Annotated in this window: 15 protein-coding genes; 12 read left to right on the top strand and 3 right to left on the bottom strand. The window is 32.1% G+C overall.

Annotated elements, in window-relative coordinates; genetic code table 11:
- Positions 1-44: 44 nt before the first annotated feature.
- The 12 genes from AB3K27_RS07235 to AB3K27_RS07290 all read left to right on the top strand — a co-directional run bounded on the left by AB3K27_RS07235 (position 45) and on the right by AB3K27_RS07290 (position 13,028).
- Positions 45-1,154: a metallophosphoesterase gene (locus tag AB3K27_RS07235; RefSeq protein WP_368490554.1), complete on the top strand. Its 1,110-nt coding sequence runs from the start codon at positions 45-47 to the stop codon at positions 1,152-1,154.
- 273 nt (positions 1,155-1,427) lie between these two features.
- Positions 1,428-2,003: a nucleotide exchange factor GrpE gene (gene grpE / locus AB3K27_RS07240; protein WP_368490555.1), complete on the top strand. Its 576-nt coding sequence runs from the start codon at positions 1,428-1,430 to the stop codon at positions 2,001-2,003.
- 63 nt (positions 2,004-2,066) lie between these two features.
- A complete protein-coding gene (locus AB3K27_RS07245; protein ID WP_368490556.1) occupies positions 2,067-3,773 on the top strand; it encodes an Hsp70 family protein in 1,707 nt (568 codons plus the stop codon).
- Positions 3,774-3,776: 3 nt separating this feature from the next.
- Positions 3,777-4,352 (top strand): tetratricopeptide repeat protein, encoded by a 576-nt coding sequence (locus AB3K27_RS07250; protein ID WP_368490557.1) that lies wholly within the window; start codon positions 3,777-3,779, stop codon positions 4,350-4,352.
- 13 nt (positions 4,353-4,365) lie between these two features.
- Entirely contained in the window at positions 4,366-5,736 is a 1,371-nt protein-coding gene (locus AB3K27_RS07255) for a tetratricopeptide repeat protein (protein ID WP_368490558.1), read from the top strand.
- 493 nt (positions 5,737-6,229) lie between these two features.
- Complete coding sequence (locus AB3K27_RS07260) at positions 6,230-8,443, top strand: heavy metal translocating P-type ATPase (protein WP_368490559.1); 2,214 nt, start codon at positions 6,230-6,232, stop codon at positions 8,441-8,443.
- A gap of 216 nt (positions 8,444-8,659) precedes the next feature.
- Positions 8,660-9,184, top strand: coding sequence for an RNA polymerase sigma factor (locus tag AB3K27_RS07265; RefSeq protein WP_368490560.1), 525 nt, complete (start codon positions 8,660-8,662; stop codon positions 9,182-9,184).
- Complete coding sequence (locus tag AB3K27_RS07270) at positions 9,177-9,956, top strand: hypothetical protein (protein ID WP_368490561.1); 780 nt, start codon at positions 9,177-9,179, stop codon at positions 9,954-9,956. The genes AB3K27_RS07265 and AB3K27_RS07270 overlap by 8 nt, the downstream gene beginning before the upstream one ends.
- Before the next feature lie 31 nt (positions 9,957-9,987).
- Positions 9,988-10,875 (top strand): ABC transporter ATP-binding protein, encoded by an 888-nt coding sequence (locus AB3K27_RS07275; RefSeq protein WP_368490562.1) that lies wholly within the window; start codon positions 9,988-9,990, stop codon positions 10,873-10,875.
- 1 nt (position 10,876) lies between these two features.
- Complete coding sequence (locus tag AB3K27_RS07280; protein WP_368490563.1) at positions 10,877-12,106, top strand: ABC transporter permease subunit; 1,230 nt, start codon at positions 10,877-10,879, stop codon at positions 12,104-12,106.
- Between the two features lie 134 nt (positions 12,107-12,240).
- Positions 12,241-12,726, top strand: a complete 486-nt coding sequence (locus tag AB3K27_RS07285; protein ID WP_368490564.1) for an N-acetyltransferase family protein — start codon at positions 12,241-12,243, stop codon at positions 12,724-12,726.
- Positions 12,727-12,851: 125 nt separating this feature from the next.
- A complete protein-coding gene (locus AB3K27_RS07290; protein WP_368490565.1) occupies positions 12,852-13,028 on the top strand; it encodes an H-type small acid-soluble spore protein in 177 nt (58 codons plus the stop codon).
- 163 nt (positions 13,029-13,191) lie between these two features.
- Here AB3K27_RS07290 and AB3K27_RS07295 read toward each other — a convergent pair whose 3' ends face one another.
- From AB3K27_RS07295 to AB3K27_RS07305, 3 genes are all read right to left on the bottom strand, one after another.
- Positions 13,192-15,810, bottom strand: coding sequence for a calcium-translocating P-type ATPase, PMCA-type (locus tag AB3K27_RS07295; protein WP_368490566.1), 2,619 nt, complete (start codon positions 15,808-15,810; stop codon positions 13,192-13,194).
- A 334-nt stretch (positions 15,811-16,144) separates the two neighbouring features.
- On the bottom strand, positions 16,145-18,388 hold the full coding sequence (locus tag AB3K27_RS07300) for an ABC transporter permease (RefSeq protein ID WP_368490567.1): 2,244 nt from the start codon (positions 18,386-18,388) through the stop codon (positions 16,145-16,147).
- A complete protein-coding gene (locus AB3K27_RS07305) occupies positions 18,388-19,086 on the bottom strand; it encodes an ABC transporter ATP-binding protein (RefSeq protein ID WP_368490568.1) in 699 nt (232 codons plus the stop codon). Before AB3K27_RS07305 ends, AB3K27_RS07300 begins: the two co-directional genes overlap by 1 nt.
- Between the last annotated feature and the right edge of the window lies 1 nt (position 19,087).

Here is a 19,087-nt window from a genome sequence, read left to right on the forward strand (position 1 = left end):
GTAATATAGAAAATTTAAATACTATTAAATTTGGGGATGAGGCTATGGATTATAAATTAAAGGGAAAAGTAAAAACTTCATTACAGAAGAAATTTAATAGAGAAGCTAAAAAAGAAGGAATAATACTGGACCTAAGCGATTTACACTATATATTGGATCTTGATGAAAAAAATGAGGCATATCTTTTAATTATTGACTTAAAAAAGGTTTATTTTGATAATCCTGAAAACAGCTTAAGCTTAAATGATATTGACTATATAGTAATTAGTGGAGATTTTGTTGAACGTGGTGATTCAGAAGCATCTTTTGAGAAGGCATTTCATTTTATAGATATATTAAGCAAACAGCTTAACGTACCATATAAAAATATAATTATAGTACCTGGAAACCATGACTTGAGTTGGACTATTACTATGAATAGTTATCATTTAGCCATTGGTACTCCAAGTCCTAAAGATAAAGTAGTTACTAATGTTGGAAAGGACTTATTTTACTTAAAAAGAAATAGTGGAGAATGGTATAAAAAATTTACAAACTATAGTAAATATCTATACCAAAGGTTATATGAAGTTCCTTTTCCAGATAACCCTAAGGAGCAGATTGAAGTTGTACTGGGAGATTTTATAGATAATAAAAAAGTAGCATTTTTCATGATAAATACTTCAGCTCAAATTGATCACTTTAATCGTAAAATAACTTATTTTGATACGGAAGGTTTAATAAAAGCTTCAAGACAACTGCCCCAAAATAATATAATAAAAATAGCAGTAGGACACCATCCTGTAAATATTATAAGTGGCTATGGAGATAATATTCCTTTTGCCAATATACTGCAAAATGAGAATTTTAAAATTTATCTGCATGGTCATGTTCATAGAAGTATAAGCTTGGACTATTTAAATCCTCAAAATATAAATCCTAACATGATTATGATTGGGGCTGGAGCTTTAAGTGTTGGGAGAAATGGCTTATGGCCAGGTGTTCCTGGAAGATATAATGTGATAAAAATATCTAAAATAGATATACCCAATAAAATACTTGTATCTGTAAACACTCGTCAACGAGAATATGTAGGGAACTACTGGCAGCCAGCGTATATATACTATAAAAATAGTGGTAAAAGGTTAACTAATATATGGAGCAATATTATATAAAGATGTACTTAAGATCAAGTGATTGAGAGGTTCAGGTGGAATTTACTATAGATAAATACTTTTTTCCATTTGAACCTTTAATCCATTGAAGGCCTGCTTTACAGATTACATTAGAAACAGTACCATTATATAGTTATATAGTCTCTAACAGGGATTTAGATATTTGTTAGCAAGGTAGTGCCTTATATGGTATAATAGAACCGATAAATTACTGGGTTAGATATCAAATCTAGCTATGCAAGAGATATCTTAATCTAAAAGGAAAGGGAAAAAATGATAGATATAACTAAAGAATTACAACAGTATAATTTAGAAGATATTGACGTTTGCTTTGAAAGTGACATTTCAGAACTTTTAAGTGCTTTTAATAAAACCTTTGAAAAAATTGGCAAGCAACAGTATAAATCTACAGCGGATATTGAGGAAATTTTAGAAATTATAGATGAAATTAAAGAAGATAATGAATCACTGAAATCTCTTAGAAATAATGTAAAATCAACAGATGAAGAAAATAAAACTCTTATAAAAACACTTATAGAAGTTGCTGATTTATTTGAAGATATATATGTATACAGTAGAAAATCATCAAATGAAGCTTTAAGAGAACAGATGAATCTTCAGTGGAACAATCTGGAGCAGATTCTGTTAACTTGTGGATTAAAACGTTTTGGAAAGAAGGAAGATGTGTTTAATAGTCGGTTGCATATACCAAAAGAAACTAGGGAAAATAGGGATATAAACCAAATACAAATATTAGAGATCATAAAAAGTGGGTATATATATAAAGGAGAGATGATTAGAAAAGCTGAAGTTGTTGTAAATGGCATTGAGACATCTGTTAATAATTAGATTTGTACATTATAATTCATATTTGTATAGTTTAAAGATAAAATAAAGAAGGTGAGAAATAAGATGAGCAAAATTATAGGCATTGATCTTGGAACATCTACTTCAGAAGTGGCAGTACTTGAAAATGGAAAACCATTTGTTATAAAGAATAAAGAAGGTAAATTGATTACACCATCAGTTGTGGGAATTTCAGATAGTGGAGCAATTATTGTAGGTGAATATGCAAAAGAACAATTATTAGTAAAGCCTGATGAGACTGTAATGGAAGTAAAACGTCTTATGGGAACTGACAAGAAAGTGAGCATGGGTGATAATGAATATACCCCTCAACAGATATCCGCGCATATACTAGAATATTTAAAGTCATGTGCTGAAGATTACATAGGAGAACAAATAGAAAGAGCTGTAATTACTGTTCCAGCATATTTTACTGACGAACAAAGAAGGGCAACAGTAGAAGCAGGAGGGATAGCTGGCTTTAAAGTGGAAAGAATTATAAATGAGCCTACAGCAGCAGCTTTGGCATATGGAATTGAACATATGGAAGATGAGAAACATATATTGGTTTATGACCTTGGAGGAGGGACCTTAGATGTTACCCTCCTTGAAATGTTTGAAGGTGTTCTTGAAGTTAAGGCAAGCAGCGGAAATAATAAGCTAGGTGGAAAAGATTTTGATGAAAAACTTATGGATATGCTAATTAAAGATTTTGAAAAAGAAGAAGGTGTAGACCTTAAAAAAGATTTAAGAGCTGTAGCAAGAATAAAAGAAGCGGCGGAAAATTGTAAAATTGTATTAAGTACAAAAAATGAATATGATATAAACTTGCCATTTATAGCTGAAAAAAATGGTGAACCAATTGGGTTAGTGAGAAAAGTTACCAAAGGCCAATTTGAAGAACTTATATGGGAGCTTGTGAAATCAACAGAAGAACCAATAAATGTAGTATTAAAAGATGCCGAGCTTTTAAAAACAGATATAGATATAGTGCTTTTAGTTGGAGGGTCAACTAGAATTCCCCTTGTAAAGGAATTTTTGCAGGAAACCCTTGATAAAGAACCAAAGACATTAGTTGATCCTGACATGGCAGTAGTAATGGGGGCGGCCATTCAAGCCGGAATAATAAATAATGAATTGTCACAAGATAAGGATATCTTAATTACTGATGTATGTCCTTATACTTTAGGGATTGAAACACTGGGCTTTCTAGGGGGAATTCCGGTTGCAGATGTTTATGATATTATAATACCAAGAAATCTAACCATTCCTGTGATTAAAGAAAAAATATACGGTACTGTTGTAGAAAATCAGGAAAAAGTTGAAATTAAGATTTATCAAGGTGACCGTAAAAAGGCATCTATGAATAATTTTCTTGGCAATTTTACCCTTAGTGGTATTCCTGCCAATAGAGCTTTTGAAGAAAAAATAAAAGTAAAGTTCATGTATGATATAAATGGAATACTTCAAGTGGGAGCACAGATAGTAAGCACAGGTAAGCAAGCCAGTATATCAATTGAAACAACAGGTGTAAAGTTAGAAGAAGAAATGGATTTAAATCTATGGAAAAAATCTACTAAGGCTAGAAAATTTAAGGGAATTATAAAACGTGCAGAAAATATGCTTGATGAATATTTTGAAAGCGAAGAATATGATGAACTTGATGAAATAGTAAGAGAACTAAAAAAAGCTATAATAAAAGAAGATGATGATGAAAAAATACAGGAACTAGAGGAAAAACTTTCAGATATTCTTTTTGATATGGAGGAATAACAAATGACATTAGAAGATATGTGGAAGGTTTATTATAATAAAGGGTTGATTTTATTTAGAAAAAATGATCTCACAGGTGCATTGGAAGCGCTCAGGAAGTCTGTAGAGTTCAGTATGGATAACTGGAAGTGTTATAATCTTATGGGATTATGTCTTTATAAGATTGGGAAGTTTACAAAATGCAAAAATGTATGGAAAAGAAGTGTTGAAATATATAGTCAGAAGGATAATCCAGCAGTAAATTATTTGAATTCTATGGAAGAAGTATCTTTTAAAAATATATGTGAGAAATATAACAAAGCATATAACCTTTCTTTAAACAAAGATTATAAAGAAGCCCTAAACACGCTTTCACGTGCTGACGTAGAAAAATATCCCATAGTTGTTATTAAAAATTTTTGCGGGTTATGCAGCTATGCTGTAGGAAATAAAAATAAGGCAATTCAGGAGTGGAAGGAAGTATTAAAAATTGATACTTCCAACAAACAGGCTCTGTTGTATTTATCAGAAGTTTGTGAAGTAAAAAAAGAATCAAAAGGATTATTAGCACGGTTAAAGGAACTTTTAATAACTAATTGAGGAGATAAATTAAATGAATACCTATTATGATATTTTAGAAATAGACCAAGACGCTAGTTCTGCACAAATAAAAAAATCTTATTTTAAAATGGTTAGAAAATACCCACCAGAAAGATTTTCAGAAAAATTTATGGAAATTCGAAAGGCCTATGAAATATTAAGTAATGAAAAAACTAGGGAAGAATATGATAGTTTTATTAATATACCTGGTACTGCTAGGGAAAAATTTAATGATGCAAATGAATTCTTTAAAGAAGGTAAAAATCAAAAGGCTATAAATCTCTTGGAGGAATTACATAAAGAGTTTCCAGATATATTGGTAATACAAAGTCTTCTTGGGGAGGTATGTATTCAAAATAACAATAATGGTAAGGCCATAAAGATTTTTGAAAAACTTGTCAAAGCAGAACCTGATAATGCAAGTTTTGCTGGATATCTGGCTAAGTCATATCTGATGAGAGGATGGCATAAAAAAGCAGTTATAAGCTTTAAAAAGGCTATAGAACTAGATGAGGATAATTTTTCTTTATGGATGGGCCTCAGCGAGGCATACATGGAAGGAAACAACATTGAAGAAGCTAAGGAAGTTCTTTATGGACTCATTGAAAGAAAAGAAAATGAAGATTTTATTATAAGTGCCTATCTTGCTATTTTTATTATAGATTTAAAAGAAGGTAATTTTGAAAGTATGAAAAAAAATCTTGAAAAATTATCAGATGAAGCAATTAAACAAGAAGACGAAAAAGAACATATAGCATGGATACTGCTTATGGTCTCCAGACAAATGGTTGAAGCACAACTGTTTGATCCTGCTGGGGAGATATTAGAAAAGGCAGAAAAAATTTCACCGGGTAATGAAGAAATAAGAAAACTTAAACTAAAGGTAGATAGATTCCATAAAGTTGAAGAGGAACTTTTAAGTTTGGAAGAAGATGAGTTTTACGATGAAGGTTTTGTGAGCTTTATAGTCAGTAGAATATTGCCTGAAGAGTCAATGGGTTTAGAACTTTATATTCGGGGGATGGAACATGAATTTTTAATGCATATAAATAAATATAGAAAATATGTTATAGCACTTTCAAAAAAATATTTTAATTTATATGGGGAGTTAAAAGATTTCTTTGAAAAGGCGTTTAATAATAGAGAAAGAAATAAAATGATTAAAGAACATGAAAAATATTTTAAAAGTCACAAGGGTATGCTTGAAATGGCTCTTGGAGGCATAGGATCTAAAAATTTATTTAATAATTTAGGAGATGATGAGGATTATGATCCCTGGCAAGGGATTCAAGATACTTATATAAGAGAAGAACCCAAGATAGGAAGAAATGATCCTTGTCCTTGTGGTAGTGGTAAAAAGTACAAAAAATGCTGTGGAAAGTAAATAGAAAAATTTATCAGCATGTACGAACTCTATCTGAACCTAAAAATAACTTGATTTTAAGGATAGGTTGTAAGTATAACCAGCATGTTAATTAATATATGCATGCTGGCTTAGTTATTGTTCATTATTTACAACTATCATTGTAATTTGATAATCCTAGTACTAGGATTATTTACATCACAGCCTTCCCACTCTTTGTTTGGCATCCAAAAGTCTATTATCATTTTGCCTGTCCTGGATAGTATTTTTCGAAAATTTATCTGTATAACAATGATTCTTTTGTGATTCCTTATTAGAGAATACTTTTTAAAAACTAGCACTTTAGATTTTATTGACATTAATCATTTAATTGTATATAATAAACATATGAATAAACACTCATATGTTTATACGTTCATAGAGAAATACAATAAGCTATGGGAAATAAAAATGATTTTGACTAGGGATTAATTCATATATTACAAAAAATTGAACTATTATGGGGGAGGGGAAAATGGATAAAACAGTTAAAAATCCTAGTAGAAGTAATATAAAATTAGCAACTAAAGATATTAGTAAAATTAGTACTAATATTAGAACGAAAGAATCTAATTCCAATGTGAAAAAAGAGTTCATATTAGAAGGATTGGATTGTGCTAACTGTGCTGCAAAAATAGAAAAAGAATCTAATAATATAAAGGGTGTAAAATCTGCTGTTGTGGATTTTGTGAACACAAAGCTTATTTTGGAGATAGAGAATCCATCTAAGCAAAGTGACATTATTCTCAAAGTTAAAGAAATTGTTAAAAGAATAGAACCAGACGTTAATGTTATTGAGATCGAAAGTAAAATTTATGAACGTAAAGAAGAGCACGGAGAAAACAGCAAGGAGAAAATGGTTATATTGGTTGTTGGTGCAGCAATTTTTGGAATAGCAACTGCTTTTAAATTTTCAAATGTCATAGAACTGATAATGTATTTAATAACCTATGTGCTTGTGGGGGGAGAAGTAGTTTTAAGAGCATTGAAAAATATAAGCAGGGGTCAAATATTTGATGAGAACTTTTTAATGAGTACAGCAACTATTGGAGCTTTTGCTATCGGCCAATATCCAGAGGGCGTAGCAGTTATGCTTTTTTACCAGTTAGGAGAGCTGCTTCAGGGAATAGCTGTTAACCGTTCGAGAAAGTCCATTACGGATCTTATGGATATAAGACCTGACTTTGCTAATTTAAAGATAGGTGATGATATTAAAAAAGTATCACCAGAAGAGGTCAGTGTAGGTAATATCATATTGGTGAAACCAGGAGAAAAAGTACCACTAGACGGTGAAGTAATTGAAGGAAATTCAATGGTAGATACTTCTGCTTTAACTGGCGAGTCTGTTCCAAGAACAGTGAGGGCGGGAGATAGTATACTGGGAGGAGTTATTAACAAAAATGGATTGCTTTCTATTAAAGTAGAAAAGGAATTTGGAGATTCTACTATTGCAAAGATACTTGACTTAGTTCAAAATGCAAGTAGTAAAAAAGCGCCAACTGAAAATTTTATTACAAAGTTTGCCAGATATTATACCCCTATTGTTGTTTTTTCAGCTGTAGCCTTAGCTGTACTACCTCCATTATTTATTGAAAGTGCTACTTTCTCACAGTGGATATATAGAGCATTAGCATTCTTGGTAGTATCTTGTCCTTGTGCTTTAGTGGTATCTATACCTCTTGGTTTCTTTGGAGGAATAGGTGGGGCTTCAAAGAATGGGATACTTGTCAAAGGTGGGAATTACCTTGAGGCTTTAAATAGTGTTGAGGGTGTAATATTTGATAAAACGGGGACACTTACAAAAGGTGTATTTAGGGTAACGGAGGTAAAATCACAAAACAATATTTCAAAAGATGAACTTATAGCTTATGCGGCCTATGCAGAAAGTTATTCTAACCATCCAATAGCAACTTCTATATTAAACGCTTATGGAAAGGAAATAGTTAAGGATTCAATAGAAAACTATGAAGAAATATCAGGTCATGGCGTGAAAGTTGTGATTCAAGGTAGAGAAGTGTTAGCGGGTAATTATAAACTGATGAATAAAGAAAATATAATTTATGAACAGGTTGAAACAGTGGGTACAGCAGTTCATGTTGCTGTGGATAAAGTATATGCAGGATATATAATAATATCTGATGAAGTTAAGGAAGATTCAGCAAAAGCGGTTAAGGCCTTAAAGGATATAGGTATTAAGAGAATAGTTATGCTCACTGGCGATAATAAAACAGTTGGGACTAAAGTTGCAAAACGGTTAGGATTAGATGAAGTTTATACTGAACTTCTTCCAGACGAAAAAGTTGAAAAGATAGAATTATTTGATAAAGAAAAATCACCAAAAGGCAAATTAATATTTGTAGGGGATGGTATAAATGATGCTCCTGTCTTAGCCAGAGCGGATATAGGTATAGCAATGGGAGGAATAGGATCTGATGCTGCAATTGAAGCTGCTGACGTAGTTATAATGACCGATGAGCCTTCAAAAATTGCTTCAGCCATAAAAATAGCCAGGAAAACGAGACACATCGTAATGCAAAATATAATCTTTGCATTAAGTATTAAAATAATCTTATTGGTACTTATAGCATTGGGCTTAGGTACCATGTGGGAAGCTGTATTTGGCGATGTGGGAGTAACTTTACTTGCGGTGCTGAATTCCATGAGAGCTATGAAGACGGTTAATATTTAATATAGTTATATTTTGTGCAGTCATTAACATTGTGACTGCACTTTTTTAGTATGGAAAATCACAAATAATTTTAAAAAATCATGTAAAAATTTTATGTATTATCTTTCTTTAGATAAATAGTTTGGACCTAATTGATAATTTTTAAATCATTTGGGAATTTATAAACGTTATATAATATAGAGGATGTTTTTTGAGGGATATTTAGGAGGATAAAACTTGATTCGGGAATATAATATATTACCAAAAATTGAAAATGACAATACAACTTGTTTGGAAGATTTGATTAATCTTTATTATCCAGATGTATTTCGATACTGCCTTTGGCATACACCAAATCGTCAAGTGGCAGAAGATGCTACTCAGGAAACATTTTTAAAGACCATTCGCTATTTTAAAAAATATATTCATTGTGGAAAATTTAAATCTTATATCTATAAGGTGGCGTCAAATGTATGTATTGATATTTGGCGCAAAAAGGGAATGGAATCTCTGCCTGAAAATCTGGCATATATGGAAAATGGATTTGCACAAACTGAATCTGATTTGGACTTGAAGTGTCTGGTGGAAAATTTGCCTGAAAAATATAGAGAAATTGTATTATTAAGATTTGCACAGGATTTATCCATGAGAGAAATTGCAGAAATAGAAAATATACCACTTAGGACTGTACAATCGCGTTTACGGGCGGCACTGAAACAAATTAAGAAAAATGTTAGGAAAGGAGAATGGGCACGTGAATAAAAAGCTATGTTCGGATTTAAAAAAGGTTCTTAATACATACCCAATATATTCACAGAATCATGTTAATGAGACTATCAACGTAGTGTGTAAAGAATATGAAAATTATAAAGGAAGACAGAGAATTGGTTATATTCAATTTTTATTTCGTCAAATTTTATTTATGGGTAGAAAAGTATGGATGTATCAGGGAGTAATATTGATTTTCATGTTTTTGCTGCTAAATATAATTTTTGATGGAGATTTTCAATATATTGTGAATCGTCATATTCCGGATCTGCTTTGTTTTTATGCAGTTTTTATTACTATAACTGGTTTACCATTTCTCCATAGATCAAGACAATACAGGATGTATGAAGTGGAATTAGCTGCATGTATGTCAATATCTAAATTAGTATCAAGCAGACTAATTATTGTTGCCATTGGGGACAGTGTTTTTTTGATTACTATTGCCCTTATTATGTTGAATAAAGTGAATATTTCCACTATTTTTATAATATTTTATTTACTATTGCCATTCTTAGTATGCTGTTGTGGTTGTATTTTTATTCTCGGCTGTAATTATAAGCAATATGGTGTATTTATTTGTGAAATTTTCTGTTTGCTTGTATTACCTCTACAGGCCTTATTCCATACATTAGTACCACAGGCCTACTATCGAACATCCTTAATCGGATGGATTGTACTTAGTATTTTTTTTGCAGTAATTCTTGCCTTTCAAGTATATCAATTAATAATAAAATCAAACAAGATATATGATTATTCTGTCGTTTAATAAATTTAATTTCTAGATTGGAGTGATAACCATGGAACTTGAAATTTGTAATTTGACCAAGCAATATAAAGATAAAATTGCTGTTAACAATGTAAGTCTGAATATATCCCCTGGCGTATGGGGACTTCTTGGTGCAAATGGTGCTGGAAAGACTACTTTAATAAGAATGATTGCTGGTATTATGGTACCAACCTCAGGAAGGATACTATATGATGGAATTGAAATTGGTGTACTCAAGGGAGCCTATCGTGATATTTTAGGTTATCTACCCCAGGATTTTGGTTTCTATCCTGAATTTACAGTGATGGATTATCTGAAATATATTGCAGCTTTAAAAGGCCTTACTAAAGATGATACAAAAGCAAAAATAGATGAATTGCTTCAAATACTTACTCTTACTGAAGTCAGAAAAAAGAAAATTTCTAAACTTTCTGGAGGAATGAAGAGACGGGTAGGTATCGCACAAGCCCTTTTGAATGATCCGGAAGTTTTAATATTAGATGAACCAACCAGTGGTCTTGATCCAGGAGAACGTGTGAAATTTCGCAAACTTATTTCTGAGTTTGCCCAGAATAGAATTGTGTTGATTTCTACCCATATTGTTTCCGATGTGGAATATATTGCTACCTGCAATGCCATTATGAAAGATGGAGAAATCATTTCTACGGGGACTACTGAAGAACTTGTAAAAACTGTCGAAGGCAAGGTATGGGAGAGCATAATATCACCCAGACAACTTACCCATTATGAAAAAATTGCCCGCATTGTGAATGTACTAAATGAGGAAGATGGAAATCTTTCTATCAGGTATTTGTCAAATACACCAGATGTACCTGATTCAAAACATGCTGTTCCACGGCTTGAGGATTTGTATTTATGGCTTTTCCCTCAAGATGGAACAGGAAAGGAGAAAATTTGATATGAGCATTTTTTATTTGGAATTGAAGAGGGTGTTAAGAACCCGTTCAACATGGATTTTGCTGTTGGCAGCCATTTTATTGACTGGAATTATGGCATACTTTCCCATATCATATGTCCATTATACTTATGTGAATAAAAATGGAAAACAGGTATCGATTTCTGGAATAAAAGCTATAGAAGCCCAAAAAGGACTTATGGTACAGGGAAAGATTACACCAGATAAAATACATAAAGCAGTTGAAAATTATCAGGAAGTCACAAAGAAATATGGAAGTATTTATAGCGACAATATCCCTCAAGATATCTACAATGAAAAAATACTTCCGGTTCAATATATAATATATCGGTTGGAGAGTGTATATGCGGATCCAAATACAAAGGCACCTGCAGATTTAAGTAAGATTTCTCCCGAAGAAGCTGCGGCAAATTTCTATAAAAAATATACTGAACAGATAAAAGGGAGAGTTTTGGATCCTGTATCACAAAAGAAGGCACTTTCCATGTATGAAAAAGTAGATAAACCTTTTAAATTCATATATGGCTATGGCAGCAGTGATGCCGGAAGCTATCTTATTATGTTGATTTTTCTTTTAGTAATTATATGCACATTTATTACTGCTCCAATATTCTCTGCAGAATATCAGACAGGGGCAGACAGTATATTAAGGTGTACTAAATATGGCAAAGCAAAACTTTCTGTATATAAGGTAATTTCTGCTATTTTAATTTGCAGCATAACTTTTGCAATTTGTATTTCCGTATTTAGTATTATTGAAAACAGGGTGTTTGGATGGGATAGTCTAAGGACATCACTTCAAAGTATAGGAGATATCTATCTGCCTGCTGTAAGTGTTGGTGAAACTGAAATTATTACAGCAGGAGCGGGCATGTTGACGCTTATTGCAGTTGTCAGCTTTACACTGTTTTTATCTGCAAGATGTAAGAATACAGCTAATTCAATTATAATAAGTATTGTATTTTGTATATTGCCCCATATACTTTCTTCTATTTCCGGAAGCAATATTATGAATTGGATTAGAATGATTCTGCCATCCGGGGGTACAGGTCTTGGAAATAGTTTTGGCTGTGAACTTGTGGGACTTACCTTTCTTAAATTAGGCTCTTTTAGTTTATGGGCACCATATGTAGTAATTGGTGCAGCAATTATTTCCATTCCCTTGTTTGTAGCCCTTACAATTTTGTCCTATTGCAAACATGAATTGGTTTAATATTCATTTTGAAATTAATAAATTTGGTAGTAGATCGGCTCTTATAAGCAAACTCCACCTGAACCTAAGAATCACTTGATAGCCGTGATATAATAAAAGTAAATAAATATGGATAAGACTGGAGGAAGCTATTTATGATAAGAAGGGCAGAGGAACAAGATATTCCTTTTTTACTAGATATATATAATGAGGCCATATTAAATGGTACAGCAACTTTTGATTTAGAACCTAAAACTTTAGAAGATAGAAAGCAATGGTTTTATGATCATATTGGAACACATCCTTTATTGGTGTATGAAAAACATGGAAAAGCTATTGCATATGCAAGCTTGTCTACTTATAGAGAGAAAAAAGCATATGATGGAAGTGTGGAGTTTTCTATCTATATTCATAAAGACTATAGAGGAGTTGGGATCGGGAAACAGTTAATGGAAGCAATTCTTAAGCTTGCGAAAGAAATTGATGGAATTCATACAATCATATCTATTATAACTGCAGGCAATGAAGTTAGTGATAGGCTTCACGAAAAATTTGGATTTACCTACTGTGGGAAAATTAAAGAAGCAGGGTATAAATTTGGACAATATTTTGATATTAATGTTTATCAGATTATGGTATAAGTATTAAGCTATTCTGTTGCTTATGATAATTTCTTTTTCTTCTTTAAAAAAAGTTTATCGAGATAATCTGTGAGGAGTATAATTCAGCAATTTATATGTAAAACTATATATAGGAGATGATAGCTTTGGATAAAAATAGAGTGAAAGAAATACTTGAATCTAAAGGAATTATAGAAGTAAAGTATAAAAATAATCCTGTGTGGCTTGAAAGTATAAGTACGGATAAAGATGACAAGATACAGGTTAAGGATTTAAATACGAATGAACACTTTAGTGTAAATATTGTAGATTTAAAAGAATAATGTTATCTTGACCTTTAATGTTTTTATAATTCATTCCATAAAGACTTGTACTCTTATGGTAGAAAATGTAAGAAATTTAAGCTTAGTAGGTTAAAATTGGAAAGTAATATTTGATATGTAAAATACCCACTAAATAGTAGTGGGTATTTTGTATCAAACGTTTCTAAGGGGTTTTTGTAGACTTCACAAATATAAATTTGTAGGCTTGTACCGATATAAAGGGTATAGAAGACATTAGGTATATAATACCAAGTTGATTTAGGGTAAGTTCTTTAATTTCAAATATATTCCTCAATAAAGGTATAAGCAGCACTGAATTTAAAAGTACTAGTCCTAACCCAAAGGCAATCCATACGTATTTATTGGAAAATATGCCAATTCTAAAAATTGACTCTTTAGATCTGCAGTTGAATCCATGGAATAGTCTTGATAGGCATAATGTGGAAAATGCCATGGTACTTGCAAGTATTTTGTCTCCCGTATTTAATCCTATATAGAAGGCAGTTATAGTACATGCAGCAATAATTAGGCCTTCAGTCAATATTTCCTTTCCAAAAGTTTTTGTCAGAATAGGGGTATTTATATTTCTGGGCTTTTCTTTCATAACGTTATTTTTATAAGGTTCCAGCCCCAGGGCAATTGCAGGAAGACTATCTGTAATAAGGTTTATGAATAACAAGTGAACTGCAGTAAACGGCATTGGCAAAGCTGCTAGAGAAGTATATAGTACTGCCAGTATTCCTGCTGTATTTCCAGATAGTAAAAATTTAATGGAGTTTTTTATATTGTTATATATATTCCTTCCGTTTGAAACTGATTTTACTATGGTGGCAAAATTATCATCTGTTAAAACCATAGAAGCTGCATCCTTGGATACTTCCGTGCCTGTTATACCCATTGCTATTCCGATATTTGCCTGTTTGAGGGCAGGAGCGTCATTTACACCGTCTCCTGTCATGGCAACTATATTTCCCCTATCCTGCCATGCCCTTACTATTTTGATTTTGTGTTCTGGAGATACTCTGGCGTAAACAGATATTTTTTCCACTCTTTTTTTAAGTTCCCCTTCACTTAAATGATCCAGTTTATATCCTTCCACAGCTTCACTTTCATCTTTTAAAATGCCGATTTCCCTGGCAATGGCAGAAGCTGTTATTTTATGATCTCCAGTTATCATCACTGGCTTGATTCCTGCTCTTATACAGTCTGAAATAGCTTCAGCAGATTCTTCTCTAGGTGGATCCATCATGGCTATCAATGCCACAAAAATCAAATCATCTTCTTCTTTAAAAGTTATTTTGGTTTTATCAGTATCTATTTTTTTATAGGCTGTGGCCAGTACTCTCAAACCGGTTCTGGAGAAATCTTTATTTGCATTTTCTATTTTCAATTTATCTTCCATTGTTATATTCTTTATTTTACTTGAAGTTTGTATTTTTGAAACTCTGTTTATCAGTACGTCTAAAGCTCCTTTTGTTACCATTAAAATTTTGTCATCTACTCTATGAACTGTACTCATTAATTTTCTTTCTGAATCAAAAGGAATCTCGTCTATTCTAGGGTATTTTTCCCTGGATGACAATTCATCTATATTATAGGCTTTACCTAAATTCACCAGTGCAACTTCGGTAGGATCCCCTATTTCGTCTTTTCTGGATGAGGATGCATCGTTGCACAATATGCTCATCAGTACAGCTTTTTTCTCTATATCATTGTTCATATCTAAATCTTTGGAATTCAATGTTTTATAGTCCACATATAATTTTTTTACAGTCATTTTATTTTGTGTCAGGGTTCCTGTTTTATCTGAACATATTACGGAAACACTTCCCAGTCCCTCTACAGCCTTGAGTTTTTTTATAATGGCGTTTTCTTTGGTCATTTTTTGAGTACCCAGGGCAAGAACTATGGTGACAATGGAGCTTAAAGCTTCAGGAATGGCTGCTACTGCCAGCGCTACTGAAAACATTATGGAGTCTATGATTGAGTATCCTCTAAATACATCTAAAATGAAGATTAAAGCACATATGATAAGTATGATGGTTGAAAGCTTTTTGCTGAAATTGTCCAAATTTACCTGAAGGGGTGTTTTTTTCTCTTCAGTATTTTTCAAAAGGGAAGCTACATTTCCAAGTTCCGTATTCATACCTATACTGGTTACAACCATAACTGCCCTTCCGTAGGTTACAAGGCTGCCGGAAAAAAGCATATTTTTTCTATCTCCAATAGGTACATTTTCCTCTTCTATTGTATTTGTTGTTTTTGACACATTTTCTGATTCTCCTGTAAGTGAACTTTCATTTACCTGAATGCTGTAATTTTCTATTATTCTGCCATCTGCACTTACATAGTCTCCTGCTTCTAGATACAGTATATCTCCTACTACAACTTCCCTAGAAGGTATTTCTACCTGTATTCCATTTCTCAGCACTTTTGCTCTAGGGGAAGAGAGAGATTCCAAACTATCCAGTGATTTTTCAGCTTTAACCTGCTGTATGGTACCTAAAATTGAATTGAGAATTATAACTGCAAATATGACTAGAGCACTTTCAACATTGCTTAAAAATATTGAAACGGTGGCAGCTACTATTAGTATGATTATCAGTAAATCCTTAAACTGTTCCAAAAAAACTTGAAATATACTTTTTTTATTTTTTTCATATAGTTCATTGTATCCATATTCCTGGTGCTTTTTTTCTACTTCTGAATCCTTTAATCCATTGAGAGAAATTTTTAAAATATCCAAAACTTCTGAAATAGATTGTTGATAAAAATTTTTCAATGAAATCACCTGCCCTATAAAATAAATAAAGACTTTCAATATAATTCTGGATAAAATCCAAAACTATATTAAAAGTCTTATAACCAATAAATTGGTATATAATGCCAGATTGGAGAATCAATCGTAATGTTGACATTATATTTTCAATTACTCCCTTTTAATATACTGTTTTACATATTTAATATAACATTATAATATAGTATTTTTAACCATATGTCAATATTTTTATGTGGTATATTTAGAAGAATTTATTCAGGCGCGTAGCAGTGCTTATCTCCTAATTTGAAGAAGATGGGAGTATTTAGCAATGGTAGTGTTCGGATAAATATATTTTTTACTCATTTTCCGATTTTAGAGAGTCAGTCATTGAAATTCTGTTGATTTTCTTCCTGTTTAGAGCTTTGGATAATTCATAGGTCAGATATATTATGATAAACCCTAGAATGATGTATATATAGTTTATAGTTACAGGGAATGAAATGCTCATATCTTTGGCGGCAGAATTAAATAATGAGTTCAAAAATACAAGAATCAGTGGTATTCCCAGAATATAACCTGCAAAAACCATAAGTGAAGAACTATTTAATATGAGAGAGTAAATCTCTTTTTTTCTATATCCCAATATTTTAAGCAGTCCTATATTTTTTCTGTTCTCTTCTATGATTAAAGAAGTTACTACATATATAACTATGAGCCCTATTATGAAAGATATAACTGATATGGAGCCTATGGTTAATTTAAGGGGTTGTATCATTGCATTAAAAGATTTTTTTATGTCCTCTACTGAAGCAGTAGTAAGTAACTTGTCTTCTGGAATTTTCAGTTTATTTGAACTCCAAAGGCCCATATAACTGTGAGGCGGATAGCCAAACATATGGTCAAATTTTTCTATTGGCATATATACATATTGCCCCAAATAAGTTTCTGCGATGTCATCTATTTTTATATTGTATTCTTTTGAATCAAGCTTGTTTATAACATTTATGGTATCATTTGGACTTAATCCAAGTTTGTCTGCAAGGGGTTTTGTAATAATAACTTTATCCGTATCCAAATTATTTCCTGCACTATCTTTCAATGAAACGTATTTCGAATTGGGGCTTATTCCGTATAGAGTGATATTCATCTTGTTGTCATATTTCAAATTTAAGGGTATTTCGCAAAAGGCTTCACCTGCTGCAGGTTCTCCACTTTGGATAGAATTAAAAATGTAGGCATAATTGTATTTAAATGATTCATTGAAAGCATCCTTCATAAGATAGTCCATAGAACTTTTGGTGGCAAATCCAAAGAGGAGAAACATTGTTGCAAATATAACACCCAATAAAAGAAATATACTTCGGGGTATGTTTCTAAGCTGTTCCCTGATCTTGAACTTGGTGGAAAATTTTAATCTGTCAAGTTTTAATTTTCTTTCCATAAAACCTACCTTATTTTTCCCGTAGTTGTTTCTTATCAGCTGTATGGGAGAATATTTGAGGGTGGATCTTATTACAAAATAGCTGCAGGTTCCTAGAAAAATTACAGGTAGAAGGATACTTGATACTATATATTTTGCAGTAAAGTCCATGGAGTCCATAGGCATATTAAAATACTGGAGCATTAAATTGACCATGGGTTTTGAGAAGATGGCTCCAAGTACGGTTCCAATTAATCCACCTGTAAATGCAATGGACAGGGGATACATAAGGTAGTGTTTTGTGATTTCCCATTTATTATATCCAAGAGAATAAAGGGTTCCTATAATTGTAGATTCCTTTTTTAACATCCTCCACATGACAGTTCCTGTGAGTATACAAGTTAGGAGTAATAAGGCAATTGGCATGGAGGAACTTATTTGATCTATGCTGTTGAGCTTTGCACTTACGTAGGTTACTCTTGGATTTTCACTGGTATTTGTCCACTGAAGTACAATTATATTTTGACTTTTTAAGTAGTTTTTAAACTGCAGTATTTTAGAATCCACATTCCCTTCACTGCCATTAAATTTTATACTGTAGAAATTGTTTCCGCTTTTAAAACTGCTAAAATCATTCTTACTTATTACCCCTATTCCAAAACTATTTGGATCATTTATCAGATCCGTTTCTGATTTCAGAGGATATATATAGTTTGGAAGTGACATAAAGCCTGATATCTTAAAGGATTTCTCATAGATTTTTATGTGGTCATTGATATTGAGATTATTTGCCTTTGCATAAGCAGGATCAATCAGAATATCATTTCCATTTAAGTTTTTTCCCTCAATGATTGCGGGAATGTTTATTTTTGTATTTTCACTGAATATCCTGAGAATGTTGTTATTTGATATTGTATAATCAACTGTTCTGGTCTCTTCTATGTCCATGTTGAATTTTGTCTTAAGAGAATCTAGATTGTTCAATCTTTTATTCAAAATGAAATCAGCATCTTCCTGGTTGTAATTTTTTTCAAAAGAAGAGGATATACTTGATATATTGCTGGAAAGCAAGTTGAACATAGTAAATAGAACACAGCTTAAAATGATAAGCAGCAGAGAACCTATATATTGTGACTTGTTTTCCATCATGGTTCTTTTGATTTTCTTATTTATGACCATTACCACTCAATCCTTTCTGCAGAAACTATGTTTTTATTTATCTTGTTTTCCACAATTTTCCCACTTCTCAATTTATAAATTCTATTGGCCATGGAACTTATAGCCTCATTATGGGTTATCATGAGTATGGTTGTACCAAAATTTCTGTTGATTCTTTGAAGCAGTTTCAATATTTCCCTTGAAGTTAAAAAATCCAATGCCCCCGTAGGCTCGTCACATAAAAGAAGGGATGGATTTTTAACTATAGCTCTTGCAATCGCGGTTCTCTGCTGCTCACCTCCGCTGAGTTCATTCGGGAATCTGTATTTTTTATCAAGCATATCTACATCCTTTAATATCTCATCTGTGGACAATGGATGTTTGCTTATATTTGAAACAACTTCAATATTTTCACCTACAGTGAGGTGGGGTATAAGATTATAAAATTGAAATATAAATCCTATTTTCTTTCTTCTATATTCAGTAAGCCTTTTATCCGAAAGTTTGGTGACTTCTGTGTTATCTACTATAACTGATCCGTGATCACAGAAATCCAGCCCGCCTATTATATTGAGCAGGGTGGATTTACCGGAGCCTGAAGGACCAAGAATTGCACCAATTTCTCCACTGTCAAGGGACAAATTTACATTGTCTAAAACAGGAGTAACTATATCACCTGTTTTATAGCTTTTCTTTAAATTATTAACCTGCATGAACATT

Source organism: Clostridium sp. BJN0013 (assembly GCF_040939125.1).
GTDB lineage: Bacteria > Bacillota > Clostridia > Clostridiales > Clostridiaceae > Clostridium_B.